This window comes from Streptomyces sp. NPDC053076, assembly GCF_044546845.1.
Taxonomy (GTDB): Bacteria; Actinomycetota; Actinomycetes; order Streptomycetales; family Streptomycetaceae; genus Streptomyces.
The window spans coordinates 553,235-565,715 of record NZ_JBITZL010000004.1 but is presented as its reverse complement, the minus strand read 5'-3'; the positions used below and the strand labels follow the sequence as shown (position 1 = coordinate 565,715).

General features: G+C 72.1%; 12 protein-coding genes and 2 tRNA genes. 7 read left to right on the top strand and 7 right to left on the bottom strand.

What is annotated here, in order from left to right; genetic code table 11:
• Position 1: 1 nt before the first annotated feature.
• The 3 genes from ACIGYR_RS19955 to ACIGYR_RS19945 all read left to right on the top strand — a co-directional run bounded on the left by ACIGYR_RS19955 (position 2) and on the right by ACIGYR_RS19945 (position 2,661).
• Positions 2 to 75 (top strand) — tRNA-Met (locus ACIGYR_RS19955).
• A 204-nt stretch (positions 76 to 279) separates the two neighbouring features.
• Positions 280 to 2,091, top strand: a complete 1,812-nt coding sequence (locus ACIGYR_RS19950; RefSeq protein ID WP_399597745.1) for a tetratricopeptide repeat protein — start codon at positions 280 to 282, stop codon at positions 2,089 to 2,091.
• Positions 2,092 to 2,587: 496 nt separating this feature from the next.
• Positions 2,588 to 2,661: transfer RNA gene (locus ACIGYR_RS19945), tRNA-Met, on the top strand.
• 130 nt (positions 2,662 to 2,791) lie between these two features.
• On the opposite strand, the gene ACIGYR_RS19940 is transcribed toward ACIGYR_RS19945, so the two are convergent.
• On the bottom strand, positions 2,792 to 3,208 hold the full coding sequence (locus tag ACIGYR_RS19940; protein WP_399597747.1) for a Fur family transcriptional regulator: 417 nt from the start codon (positions 3,206 to 3,208) through the stop codon (positions 2,792 to 2,794).
• Between the two features lie 145 nt (positions 3,209 to 3,353).
• On the opposite strand from ACIGYR_RS19940, the gene ACIGYR_RS19935 reads away from it, so the two are divergent.
• Positions 3,354 to 4,808 carry a catalase gene (locus ACIGYR_RS19935; RefSeq protein WP_399597750.1) on the top strand — a complete coding sequence of 485 codons (1,455 nt, stop codon included), beginning with the start codon at positions 3,354 to 3,356 and terminating at the stop codon, positions 4,806 to 4,808.
• Positions 4,809 to 5,014: 206 nt separating this feature from the next.
• On the opposite strand, the gene ACIGYR_RS19930 is transcribed toward ACIGYR_RS19935, so the two are convergent.
• Positions 5,015 to 5,410 carry a cyclic nucleotide-binding/CBS domain-containing protein gene (locus ACIGYR_RS19930; RefSeq protein ID WP_391840595.1) on the bottom strand — a complete coding sequence of 132 codons (396 nt, stop codon included), beginning with the start codon at positions 5,408 to 5,410 and terminating at the stop codon, positions 5,015 to 5,017.
• Between the two features lie 172 nt (positions 5,411 to 5,582).
• A complete protein-coding gene (hisN, locus tag ACIGYR_RS19925; RefSeq protein ID WP_399597754.1) occupies positions 5,583 to 6,419 on the bottom strand; it encodes a histidinol-phosphatase in 837 nt (278 codons plus the stop codon).
• A gap of 134 nt (positions 6,420 to 6,553) precedes the next feature.
• Between hisN and ACIGYR_RS19920 the strand changes: the two genes are divergently transcribed.
• The gene (locus tag ACIGYR_RS19920) at positions 6,554 to 7,207 is read left to right on the top strand and encodes a TetR/AcrR family transcriptional regulator (protein ID WP_399597756.1); all 654 of its coding nucleotides are present in this window, start codon (positions 6,554 to 6,556) and stop codon (positions 7,205 to 7,207) included.
• Here ACIGYR_RS19920 and ACIGYR_RS19915 read toward each other — a convergent pair.
• The 4 genes from ACIGYR_RS19915 to ACIGYR_RS19900 form a co-directional block, all read right to left on the bottom strand.
• Positions 7,204 to 7,527, bottom strand: coding sequence for a multidrug efflux SMR transporter (locus ACIGYR_RS19915; RefSeq protein WP_161298578.1), 324 nt, complete (start codon positions 7,525 to 7,527; stop codon positions 7,204 to 7,206). The genes ACIGYR_RS19920 and ACIGYR_RS19915 overlap by 4 nt on opposite strands.
• Before the next feature lie 85 nt (positions 7,528 to 7,612).
• Entirely contained in the window at positions 7,613 to 8,623 is a 1,011-nt protein-coding gene (rsgA, locus tag ACIGYR_RS19910) for a ribosome small subunit-dependent GTPase A (protein ID WP_391840601.1), read from the bottom strand.
• Between the two features lie 10 nt (positions 8,624 to 8,633).
• Positions 8,634 to 9,950: a 3-phosphoshikimate 1-carboxyvinyltransferase gene (aroA, locus tag ACIGYR_RS19905; RefSeq protein WP_399597760.1), complete on the bottom strand. Its 1,317-nt coding sequence runs from the start codon at positions 9,948 to 9,950 to the stop codon at positions 8,634 to 8,636.
• A 28-nt stretch (positions 9,951 to 9,978) separates the two neighbouring features.
• On the bottom strand, positions 9,979 to 10,701 hold the full coding sequence (locus ACIGYR_RS19900; RefSeq protein WP_399597762.1) for a M50 family metallopeptidase: 723 nt from the start codon (positions 10,699 to 10,701) through the stop codon (positions 9,979 to 9,981).
• A 104-nt stretch (positions 10,702 to 10,805) separates the two neighbouring features.
• On the opposite strand from ACIGYR_RS19900, the gene ACIGYR_RS19895 reads away from it, so the two are divergent.
• The gene (locus tag ACIGYR_RS19895) at positions 10,806 to 11,621 is read left to right on the top strand and encodes an SOS response-associated peptidase (RefSeq protein ID WP_391840607.1); all 816 of its coding nucleotides are present in this window, start codon (positions 10,806 to 10,808) and stop codon (positions 11,619 to 11,621) included.
• A 1-nt stretch (position 11,622) separates the two neighbouring features.
• Positions 11,623 to 12,252, top strand: coding sequence for an alpha/beta family hydrolase (locus ACIGYR_RS19890; protein ID WP_391840609.1), 630 nt, complete (start codon positions 11,623 to 11,625; stop codon positions 12,250 to 12,252).
• The last annotated feature ends 229 nt before the right edge of the window (positions 12,253 to 12,481 follow it).

The following is a 12,481-nucleotide window of genomic DNA, read 5'->3' as shown; positions in this document are numbered from 1 at the left end:
GCGCGGGGTGGAGCAGCTCGGTAGCTCGCTGGGCTCATAACCCAGAGGTCGCAGGTTCAAATCCTGTCCCCGCTACTGCAGTCGAAGGCCCGGATCCGACAGGATCCGGGCCTTCGTGGTGTGCGAACTCATGTGCTGAGGGGAGGGACGGCCGCGCCGCCGTGGGGAGTTGGGCACTTTGTGTTTGACTTGTCTCCCTGTGGGCATGTCGACAAAACGCTGAAGTGACCTCACGGGCTGCGGTATACCGGGTGTACCCAGGTTGCAGGTGGTGCGACGATGGACGTTATGGGGGACAAGGCAACTCTGTTCGAGACAGGGCGATTTGTGCAGCCTTCCGGCACGGAGCCGACCCGCGACGAAATGGTGGACATGGGGGAAGCCGCCGAGGAGACGCGTCTCGCGTTCGCCGCGCAGAGCGGCGACGTGGAGGCGGCCAGTGTCCTCGGAGCCATCCTGCTGCGCCGTGGCGACCTCGACGGAGCCGAACCCCAGCTGCGGGCCGCCACCGCGGCCGGTGACCGGGCCGCCGCCAACAATCTGGGTGTCCTGCTGCACCAGCGCGGTTACGCCGAGGAGGCGGCCGGCTGGTGGCGGATCGCCGCCGTGGCCGGTTCCGCCGCCGCCGCGCACGCGCTCGGCCGCTACCACCGCGAACGCGGCGACGAACCGGCCGCCGAGTACTGGCTGCGCCAGTCCGCCGAGCAGGGCCATGTCCTCGGCGCCTACGCGCTCGCCGACCTGCTGGAGCACCGCGGGGACGTCGCTGCCGAGCACTGGATGCGGGCCGCGGCCGAACGCGGGCACCGCGAGGCCGCCTACCGGCTGGCGCGCGCGCTCGACCGCACGACCGGACACGAGGACGAGACCGCCCCTGACAACGCTGTCACCGAGGCCGAGCAGTGGTACCGGCAGGCCGCCGCGCGCGGTCACCAGCGAGCCGCGCTGCACCTGGGGGCGATCCTGGAGAAGCGCGGTGAGCTGAAGGAGGCCGGGCGCTGGTACCTGACCTCCGCCAAGGACGGCGAGCCGCGGGCCGCCTGTGCGCTCGGCTTCCTGCTGCGCGACGCCGGCGACACCGAGAGCGCGGCCGTGTGGTGGCTGCGGGCCGCCCAGGAGGGCGACGGCAACGCGGCCAACGCGCTGGGCGCGCTGCATGCCGAGCGTGGCGAGACCCAGACCGCCGAACGCTGGTACCGGGCCGCGCTGGACGCCGGAGACGACAACGGCGCCTACAACCTCGGGCTGCTCTGCGCCGAGCAGGGCCGGACCGCGCAGGCCGAGCAGTGGTATCGGCGAGCCGCCTACGCCGGGCACCGGGAGGCCGCGAACGCGCTGGCCATCCTGTTGCTCCAGGGCGGCGACACGACCGGCGCCGAGCCGTGGTTCTCCAAGGCCGCCGAGGCCGGCAGCGTGGACGCCGCGTTCAACCTCGGCATCCTCTATGCCGGCCGCGGCGCGGACGAGATGGCGCTGCGCTGGTACGAGCGGGCCGCCGCCGCCGGGCACGCCGAGGCCGCGCTACAGGTCGGGATCGCCCGGCTGCGCGAGGGCGATGAGCCGGAGGCCGAACGGCATCTGCGCTGCGCCGCGGGCGGCGGCAGCGCGGAGGGCGCATACCGGCTGGCCGCCCTGCTCGACGCGCGCCGGCCGCCGGAGCCCGCGCACGAGCTGGGGGAGATCGTCCAGGAGAAGACCGAGTGCGAGGAGTGGTACGAGCGGGCCGCCTCGCAGGGCCACCGGCGGGCGCAGGTGCGGGTCGGCATGCTCGCGGCGGCCCGGGGTGACGTGGTGGAGGCGGCGCGGTGGTACCGGACGGCGGCCGAGGCCGGGTCGCGCAACGGCGCCTTCAACCTGGGGCTGCTGCTCGCCCGTGAGGGCAGCGAGCCGGAGGCGGCGGTGTGGTGGACCCGGGCCGCCGATGCCGGCCACGGCCGGGCGGCGCTTCGGCTGGCCCTTGTCTACGCGCGTCGCGGTGAGCTGGCGGAAGGGCAGAAGTGGGCCGACCGGGCCGTGGCACTGGGGCCGGCGGAGGTCTCCGAGCGGGCGGGACGCCTGCGTGACGCCCTCCGGGAGGAGCTGTCGGCGTGACCGCTGCCGCCGCTGCGCGAGCTGTCCTTTCGGCGTGCCCTGGTGGCATCGGGGCTGCGGCATTCGCTGTGACTGGTGGTGGCGTTACGCGGCTGCCGTGTGAGGTGTGACGGTGCGCGTGTGGTGCGGCTGCCGTGTGGGGTGTGACGGAGCGGTGTGGTGCGGCTGCCGTGTGGGGGTGTGACGGTGCGGGTGTGGTGCGGCTGTCGTGTGGGGTGTGACGGTGCTGGCGTGAGGCGGCTGCCGTGTCTTGTGTGACGGACAGGGCTCTGTGCGGTCTGCCGTGTCTCGCGACCGATGGTGGCGCCGGCGAACTGTCCTGTCGGGTGCGGCCGGGGGGTGGTGTCGGGTCGTCTGGCGTCGACGACAGGTCCTGGCTCGGGCGAACAGTCTGACTTGCCCGTCCTCTTCGGTCGGCTGTGGAGTGACGCCCGCCACCTCGCCGCCAACTGATTTGCATCCGGGCACCGGGCTCGCGTAATGTCGTGTTCACCGACGCGGGGTGGAGCAGCTCGGTAGCTCGCTGGGCTCATAACCCAGAGGTCGCAGGTTCAAATCCTGTCCCCGCTACTGAAGGCCGAGGGCCGGAATCCAGAAATGGATTCCGGCCCTCGGTGTTTTCGCCTGCACAGGCGCGAAGTTCTCGCACGCATACGCGAAGAGCCCCGGCGGGCGCCGGGGCTCAGGGGGCGCGGATGTCCTACGCGCTCGCGCAGTCCGGGCACAGCCCCCGGTACGTCATCTCGACGTCCGACACCGTGAAGCCGAAGCGCTCGGAGTCGGGGAGGTCGGCGAGGGGGTTGCCCATCGGGTGGACGTCACGGATCGCGCCGCAGCGGGCGCAGACCAGGTGATGGTGTGGCCGGTGCGCGTTCGGGTCGTACCGCTTGGCGCGCTTGTCCGTCGTGACTTCCAGCACCTCGCCGAGGGAGACCAGCTCGCCCAGCGTGTTGTAGACGGTCGCCCGGGAGATCTCGGGAAGCTTCGCGACGGCCCGTGAGTGCACCTCGTCGGCCGTCAGATGGACGTGCTCGCCGTTCAGGACCTCGGCCACCACGCGCCGCTGCGCGGTCATCCGCCATCCGCGTCCACGCAGCCGTTCCAGAAGGTCGCTCATGGCCACCAGCCTAACAGGAAGAGGGACCAGGTCGGGAATAGGTGTGACTTTGGATCGCTGTTTGACTTAGACAATGTCCATTGTAGGATCGAGACTGACTTTGGCCACAGGACAGGACTAGTCAGTGATGACGCAGGAGGCGCGCGTGACGCAGGGACCGCTCACCACGGAGGCCGGTGCTCCGGTCGCCGACAACCAGAACAGCGAGACGGCGGGCGTCGGCGGGCCGGTCCTCGTCCAGGACCAGCTCCTGCTGGAGAAGCTGGCCCACTTCAACCGGGAGCGCATCCCGGAGCGGGTGGTGCACGCCCGTGGCGCCGGCGCGTACGGCACCTTCACGGTGACCGCGGACGTCACGCCGTACACGCGTGCCGCGTTCCTCTCCGAGATCGGCAAGCAGACGGAGGTCTTCCTGCGCTTCTCGACGGTGGCCGGCAACCTCGGTGCGGCGGACGCCGTCCGGGACCCGCGCGGTTTCGCGCTGAAGTTCTACACCGAGGAGGGCAACTACGACCTCGTCGGCAACAACACCCCGGTCTTCTTCATCCGGGACGCGATCAAGTTCCCGGACTTCATCCACACCCAGAAGCGCGACCCGTACACCGGCAGCCAGGAAGCCGACAACGTGTGGGACTTCTGGTCGCTGTCACCGGAGTCGACCCACCAGGTGACCTGGCTCTTCGGCGACCGTGGCATCCCGGCGTCGTACCGTCACATGGACGGCTTCGGCTCGCACACCTACCAGTGGAACAACGCGGCCGGCGAGGTCTTCTGGGTCAAGTACCACTTCAAGACCGACCAGGGGATCAAGACCCTCACCGCCGGGGAGGCCGAGGCCCTCGCGGGCAAGGACCCCGACTCGCACCAGCGTGACCTGCGCGAGGCGATCGAGCGTGGCGAGTTCCCGAGCTGGACCGTGGGTGTGCAGATCATGCCGGCGGCGGACGCGGCGACGTACCGCTTCAACCCGTTCGACCTGACCAAGGTGTGGCCGCACGCGGACTACCCGGTCGTCGAGATCGGCAAGCTGGAGCTGAACCGCAACCCGCGGAACGTCTTCGCCGAGGTCGAGCAGTCGATCTTCTCCCCGGCGCACTTCGTGCCCGGCATCGGCCCCTCGCCCGACAAGATGCTCCAGGGCCGGCTCTTCGCCTACGGCGACGCGCACCGCTACCGCGTCGGCATCAACGCCGACCACCTGCCGGTGAACCGCCCGCACGCCACCGAGGCGCGCACCAACTCCCGGGACGGCCTCCTCTACGACGGCCGGCACGGCGGTGCGAGGAACTACGAGCCCAACAGCTTCGGCGGGCCCCAGCAGACCGGCCGTCCGCTGTGGCAGCCGTTCGACGGCTTCACGGGCGGCACCGGCAGCCATCCGACGCCGGTGCACGCCGAGGACGACGACTTCGTGCAGGCGGGCAACCTGTACCGGCTGATGTCGGAGGACGAGAAGGAGCGGCTGGTCGGCAACCTGGCCGGTGCCATCTCGCAGGTCTCTCGCGAGGACATCGCCGAGCGCGCGATCGGCAACTTCCGCAACGCCGACGCCGACTTCGGCAAGCGGCTGGAGGCGGCGGTGCAGGCGCTGCGCGGCTGAGCCGGCCGCCTCCGCGGCTGGGCGGGCCGGACCCACGGTGCTCTGGGTCCGGCCCGTTCGTGTGTGCCGGGGTACGGACCCACCACGCTCCGGGTCCGGCCCGCTTCGCGTGTGTCGGGTACGGGCCCACGGTGCTCCGGGTCGGGCCCGCTTCGCGTGTGTCGGGTACGGGCCCACCATGATCTGGGCCGGGCCCGCCTCGGTGGTCAGAGTACGGGGACGGGCTCGCGGGCCGGGGCCCAGTGGCGGATGATGTCGCGGACCGAGACGATCCCGGCCACCTCGCCCCGGTCGAGCACGATCAGGTGCCGGAAGCCGCCGTGCGCCATGGCGCGCGCCGCCTCCTCCAGGGTCCAGGTCGGGGCGGCGAAGACGACGTCGGTGGTGGTGTGGGCGTGGGTGCGTTCCGTGTCCGGGTTCTGGCCCAGGCCGACGGAGTTGAGGATGTCGCGTTCGGTGAGGATGCCGATGCCGCCGGCGTCCGGGTCGAAGACCACGGCGGCGCCGACGCGGCGGGCGGACATCAGGGCGGCTGACTGGCGGAGGGTGTGGGTGGGGCCGAGGGTGAGGATCACCGTGCTCATGGCATCTCGGACGAGCATGGATGGGCCACCTCCTGAGAGTCCCTGCCGTTGTGCGGGCCCGGCGCCGGAGGCGCCTGTTCGGCACCGCACAAGTTCACAAGGGGGGTGGGCTCAGAGTGCCAGGTAAAGGGCGGGTCAACAAGGGGGCGCGCGACGCCAGTTGAGGGCGTACCGGGAGTACTCCCGTTCCTCAGCCGCGCTGGTTGAGATACCCCAGCAACTCGTCGTGCAGCAGACCATTCGACGCCGCCGCGTTGCCGCTGTGTGGGCCCGGGCGGCCGTCGAGGCCGGTGAAGGTGCCGCCCGCCTCGGTGACGACGATCGCGGTGGCGGCCATGTCCCACAGGGACAGCTCCGGCTCGGCGCAGATGTCCACGGAGCCCTCCGCGACCATCATGTACGGCCAGAAGTCGCCGTACGCGCGCGTGCGCCACACCTGGCGGCCCAGGTTCAGGAAACCGTCGAGGCGACCCTGCTCCTCCCAGCCGGAGAGCGAGGAGTACGCGAAGGAGGCGTCCGCGAGCGTGCCGACCCGGGAGACGTGCATCCGGGTGGCGGAGGTGAGGTTGCGGCCGGTGAAGGCGCCGTGGCCCTCCGCGGCCCACCAGCGGCGGCCCAGGGCGGGGGCGGAGACGACGCCGACGACGGGCCGGTAGCCGCCCCCGCTCTCGCCGTCGCCGGAGCGGGAGGCGCCCTCCTCCGTCTGCTCCATCAGCGAGATGAGGGTGGCCCAGACGGGGACACCGCGTACGTAGTTCTTGGTGCCGTCGATGGGATCGATCACCCAGCGGCGGGGGCCGGTGCCCTCGACGCCGTACTCCTCGCCGAGGATCGCGTCCCGCGGGCGGGCGCGCTGGAGCTGGCCGCGGATGAGGTCTTCCGCCGCCTTGTCCGCCTCGCTCACCGGAGTCATGTCCGGCTTCGTCTCCACCTTCAGGTCGAGCGCCTTGAAGCGGGCCATGGTCGTGGCGTCGGCCGCGTCCGCGAGAACGTGGGCGAGACGGAGGTCGTCGAGGTAGTCCGGCATGTGAGGAACGGTATCGGGCGGGCGGAGGCGGGGGCCACCAGGGGCCGGGCAGGAACGACTGCCGCGCACCCTTGACAGTGCATACGAGCGCGTCAAACCTGGGCGCAGTGTCGCTGTGGCCCAGGGAGGCGAGGATGCCTGCTGCCCGGGAATCATTGTTGGACGCCGCCTGCACCGCGCTCGCGCGCCGGCCGTGGTCCGCCGTGCGGATGGTCGACGTGGCCGCGTCGGCCGGGGTGTCCCGGCAGACCCTGTACAACGAGTTCGGCAGCAAGGACGGGCTGGGCCGGGCGCTGGTGCGCAGGGAGGCCGACGGATACCTCGCCGGTGTCGAACGGGCCCTGACGGGCTCCGGAGAGGCGGGCGACCGGCTCACCGCCACCGTCGAGTGGACCGCCGCAGCGGCCCGGGAGAACGCGTTGGTCCGGGCCATGCTCACCGGCTGCTGGACCGAGCGGCTGCCGGCTCCGCCGCTCGCCGCCGTACCCTCCACCACCACGGTGCCGGCGCAGCGCCGGGCGGACGGGCCGCTGCCGGCGCCCCGCGACTTCGTACGGATGGTCCGGGACCGCGCGGTGACGGCGCTGGCCGGTCCCGGCGCCGCCCCGGCCGACACCACCGAGCTGCTGCGCTCCTGCGAACTGGTCGTACGCCTCGCCCTGTCCTGTGTGGCGGCCCCGCCGGCGGAGGGCGGGACGGCGGAACTGGTGCGGGCGGTGCTCCCGCGGCACCTGGTGACGGCCGCTGCCGGAGCGGACAGGGCGCCGGACCGTACCCCGCCTGCCTAGTGTGTCGAGCCCGACAGCTGAAGACCGATCACCCCGACGATGACCAGGCTGATGGAGACGATCTTCAGGGTGGACACGAGGTCGCCGAGGAAGATCATGCCGTAGATCGCGGTGCCCGCCGCACCGATCCCGGTCCACACCGCGTAGGCGGGTCCGACGTCCAGCTTCTTCAGGGAGAGGGTCAGCAGACCGAAGCTGCCCAGGGCGAACGACGCGAAGGCGATCGTCGGCCACAAGCGCGTGAACCCGTGCGAGAGTTTCAGGCACACGGCGAAACCGGTCTCCAGAATCCCGGCCACTATGACCAGCAGCCACGCCATGTGCGGTCCTCCCGTTGGTCCCGGATCTCCGGCTCGGTGCGATTATGCACTTGCCGCACTCACGCCCGGGCAAACAACGCGGGCCTCAGTCGCCTTCCGTGCGCTCCCGGGTGGCCAGCAGCCGGCGCAGGGAATACAGCCGTGCCGGGTCGGCATGCCCCTCCTCCACCCACGCGTCCAGCGCGCAGTCCGGCTCGTCGTGGCTGCACGCACGCGGGCAGCCCTCCGTGCCGGGTGCCAGGTCCGGGAAGGCGTGGATCACCCGGGACGGGTCGATGTGCGCGAGCCCGAAGGAACGGACGCCCGGGGTGTCGACGACCCAGCCGCCGTCCCCGCTCAACGGCAGCGCCAGCGCGGACGTCGTGGTGTGCCGGCCCCGGCCGGTCACCGCGTTGACGCGTCCCGTCGTACGCCGGAGCTCCTCCGGTACGAGCGCGTTGACCAGGGTCGTCTTGCCGACGCCCGAGTGCCCCACGAACGCCGTGACCCTGCCGTCGAGTTGTGCGCGCACCCGGGCCGCCGCACCGCCGGTCTCCAGCTCCTCGCGGCTGGTGACGACGTACGGGATGTCGAGGGCGCCGTACAGCTCCAGCAGCTTGTCCGGCGGGGCCAGGTCCGACTTGGTCATCACCAGCAGCGGCTCCAGGCCGCCGTCGAAGGCCGCGACCAGGCAGCGGTCGATGAGCCGAGGGCGGGGCTCGGGGTCCGCGAGCGCGGTGACGATCGCCAGCTGGTCGGCGTTGGCGACGACCACGCGCTCGTAGGGATCGTCGTCGTCGGCCGTACGCCGCAGCAGCGACGTCCGCTCCGCGATGCGCACGATCCGCGCGAGGCTGTCCTTCTTGCCGGACAGGTCCCCGACCAGGGCCACCCGGTCGCCGACGACGGCCGCCTTGCGGCCCAGCTCGCGTGCCTTCATCGCCATGACGATCCGGTCGTCGACCAGGCAGGTCAGCCGCCCCCGGTCGACCGTGAGGACCATGCCCTCGGCGGCGTCCTCGTGCTTGGGCCGGATGTTCGTCCGCGGCCGGTTGCCCTTGCGGTTGGGACGGCTGCGGATGTCGTCCTCGTCGGTGTGCTTGCCGTAGCGGCGCATGACGTAGTCCCTACTGCCCGAGCATCCCGGTCCACAGCTCGGGGAAGTCCGGCAGGGTCTTCGCCGTCGTCGCCACGTTCTCGATGCGCACGCCCTCGACCGCCAGGCCGATGATCGCACCGGCGGTCGCCATGCGGTGGTCCTCATAGGTGTGGAAGGTCCCGCCGTGCAGCGGGCGCGGGCGGATGTGCAGGCCGTCGGCCGTCTCCGTGACGTCACCGCCCAGCTCGTTGATCTCCTTGGTGAGCGCGGCCAGCCGGTCCGTCTCGTGCAGCCGCAGATGGGCCACGCCCCGCAGAGTGGACGGCGAGTCGGCGAGTGCGGCCACCGCCGCGACGCCCGGGGTCAGCTCGCCCACGTCGCCCAGGTCCACATCGATGCCGTGGACCGCACCCGAACCGGTGAACTCCAGTCCGCGATCGGTGAGTTCGCAGGAGCCGCCCATCTCGGTGAAGATCTCCCGCAGCCGGTCACCCGGCTGGGTGGTGCGGGCCGGCCAGTCCGGGATCAGCACCTTGCCGCCGGTGACCAGAGCCGCCGCCAGGAACGGCTGCGCGTTGGACAGATCCGGCTCGATCGTCAGGTCCCGGCCGAGCAGCGCGCCCGGCGTCACCCGCCACACATTCGGCTCACCGCCCGACTCCGGGGTGTCCACCTGGGCGCCGACCGCCCGCAGCATGTCCACCGTCATCCGGATGTGCGGCAGGGAGGGCAGTGTCGTGCCGGTGTGCCGGACCTCGACGCCCTGGTTGAAGCGGGGTCCGGACAGCAGCAGCGCCGAGACGAACTGGGAGGACGAGGAGGCGTCGACCGAGACCGGACCGCCGTCCAGCGCCCCGCCGCCGTGCACGGTCAGCGGCAGCGCGCCGCGGCCGTCGTCGTCGATCCGGGTGCCGAGTACACGCAGCGCGTCGATCACGCCGTGGAGCGGACGCTCGTAGGACCGCGGGTCCCCGTCGAACCGGATCGGACCGTCGGCCAGCGCGGCCACCGGCGGCAGGAACCGCATCACGGTGCCCGCGTTGCCGACATCGACCGTGGCCGGGCCGTGCAGGCCCGTGGGCAGCACCCGCCACGCCTCGCCGGTGCCGTCGGGGCCGACACCTTCCTCGATCTGCACGCCCATGGCCCGGAGGGCGCCGGCCATCAGCAGGGTGTCCCGGGACCGCAGCGGGCGGCGCAGCCAGCCCGGCTCGGAGGCCAGGGCGGCGAGGACCAGGGCACGGTTGGTGACCGACTTGGACCCCGGCACGTGGACCGTGGCGTCGACGGCCCCGCTCGCGTGCGGGGCGGGCCAGAGGGCGGTGGAGGAGCTGTTCGGGGCCATGGGGCCACTTTATAAGGAGGGCCCGGGGTCAACCTTCCAGCAGCCAGCGGCCCCCGCCGATCAGCGAGCACAGGGACACCGCGTGGAACAGGAACAGCCACAGGCCCGCCGGTACGTGCGTCAGCCGCGACAGCTGGTCCGCGTCCGAGTCCCCGGCCCCGCCCCGCGACCGCTTCAGCTGGAGTTCGAACGGCGGCCGGACCCCGCCGAACAGCAGGAACCACACCACCGCGTAAGCGAACGCCGCCTGCACCTGCGGCCCCGCCAGCCAGGACACCAGCAGGAACGCCCCGCCCGCGAGGACCACGGTCAGGACGCCGTAGGCGTTGCGGATCATCACCAGCATCACCACCAGCAGGGCGGTGGCCGCCCACAGCAGGAGCGTGATGCGGCCGGCGGCCAGCAGCGCGGCCCCGCCGAGGCCCAGCAGCGAGGGCGCCGTGTACCCCGCGGCGGCCGTGAGGATCATCCCCAGGCCGTACGGCTTGCCCCGGCTGACCGTGAGCCCGCTGGTGTCGGAGTGCAGCCGGATGCCGGTGAGCTGCCGCCCCGTGAGCAGGGCGATGAGGCCGTGGCCGCCCTCGTGCGCGATGGTGACGGCGTTGCGGGCTATCCGCCACAGCGGGTGCGGGACGACCACGGCGAGCGCCGCGGCCGCAGTGGCCAGCACCACCCACAGGTCCGGGTCGGACTGGGTGCCGGTGAGCCGGTCCCAGAGGTCGGGCAGCGCGGTGGCGGCGAAGCTGTCCATGTGTCCGGGTGGCTCCCTGTCCTGGAGTCGAATGGGGTCGGCGCCGGGCGCCGCCGCCGAGGGGTGGTGGTCGGGTGACGGGTGGGCCTGGCAGTGTGGCACGTATGTGCGGACGGTATGCATCGAGTCGTAGGCCCGAGGATCTCGCAGGAATCTTTGAGGTCGAGAAGTGGGAGCCGGAGGAGACCTTGGAGCCGGACTACAACGTGGCTCCGACCAAGGAGGTCTACGCCGTCCTGGACCGCCCCCTGAAAGACGCGGACTCGCCGCGTCCGGTTCGTCAGCTGCGGAAGCTGAAGTGGGGCCTGGTGCCGTCCTGGGCCAAGACGCCCGAGGGCGGCGCGCGCATGATCAACGCGCGCGCCGAGACCGTGCACGAGAAGCCGGCCTACCGCCGCGCCTTCGCCGCCCGTCGCTGTGTCCTGCCGGCCGACGGCTACTACGAGTGGGTCACCGGCGAGCAGGAACGCGAGCTGGAGGTCGAGGGCAAGAAGAAGCGGCCGCGCAAGCAGCCCTACTTCGTGCTGCCCGCCGACGGCTCGGTGTTCGCGATGGCCGGCCTGTACGAGTTCTGGCGCGACCGCACCCTGCCCGACGACCACCCGGGAGCCTGGTGGGTCACCTGCTCGGTGATCACCACCGAGGCGGAGCGGACCCCGCTGGCGGTCGCCCCCGCCGAGGGCCCGCACTCCCTCGCCGACATCCACCCCCGGATGCCGCTGATGCTCACCCCCGACCGCTGGGACGCCTGGCTCGACCCCTCCCGCACCGATCCCGACGAGCTGCGCGACCTGCTCGCCCCGCCCCCGGCCGGCCTGATGCGCGCCTACCCGGTCCCCACCGCCGTCAGCAACGTCCGCAACAACGGCCCGGAGCTGCTGACGGAGCTGGCGGCACCGGAAGAGAGCACACTCTTCTGACGTGACTACCGAGACCGTTGGTACGGATGCGGGGGACGCCAGGATCACCTGGCACAAGGCGCGGCGGGCACGGCTGGTGCTGGCCGTCGGCCACGGGGCGGGCGGCGGCATCGAGGCGCGCGACCTCCAGGCACTGGCCGGGACGCTCCCGGGGCAGGGCGTCACCGTCGCCCTCGTCGAGCAGCCCTGGCGCGTCGCCGGCAAGAAGATCGCGCCCGCGCCGAAGACCCTGGACACCGGATGGCGCGGGGTGTGGCCCGCGCTCACGAAAGCCGGCCTGCCGGTGATCTCCGCGGGCCGCAGCGCGGGCGCCCGGGTCGCCTGCCGTACGGCGGCCGAGCTGGGCGCCCACGCCGTGCTCGCCCTGAGCTTCCCGCTGCACCCGCCGGGCAAGCCGGAGAAGTCCCGGGCGGAGGAACTGCTGGGCGCCGGCGTGCCCACGCTGGTCGTGCAGGGCGGCAACGACCCCTTCGGGCGGCCCCGGGAGTTTCCCGGGGGCGGCTACGACCTGCTCGAGGTGCCGTACGGCGATCACGGCTTCGCCGTGCCCAAGCGTGCGGAGCTCACCCAGGAGCGGGCGCTGGAAATCATCACCGGCGGGGTGCGGGAGTGGATCGCGTCACTCGCGTGACCACGGGAATGTCCGGCGGCGGGGCTCTGTTGTCACGTACAGAAGTGCTGAGGACCTCGGCACCGACGTCGTAGGAGAGGAAGTCCGCCGCATGGGTTCGACCATCTGCCCTCCCGCCTCCCACCACCCCGTGGACGGGCTGCGCCCGGCAGAGTTCGATTCGAGCCGTAGCAGCCGCCTTGACCTGGACTGGTCGGTGCTGCACGCGGCCAGGACCGCGCCTATTCGA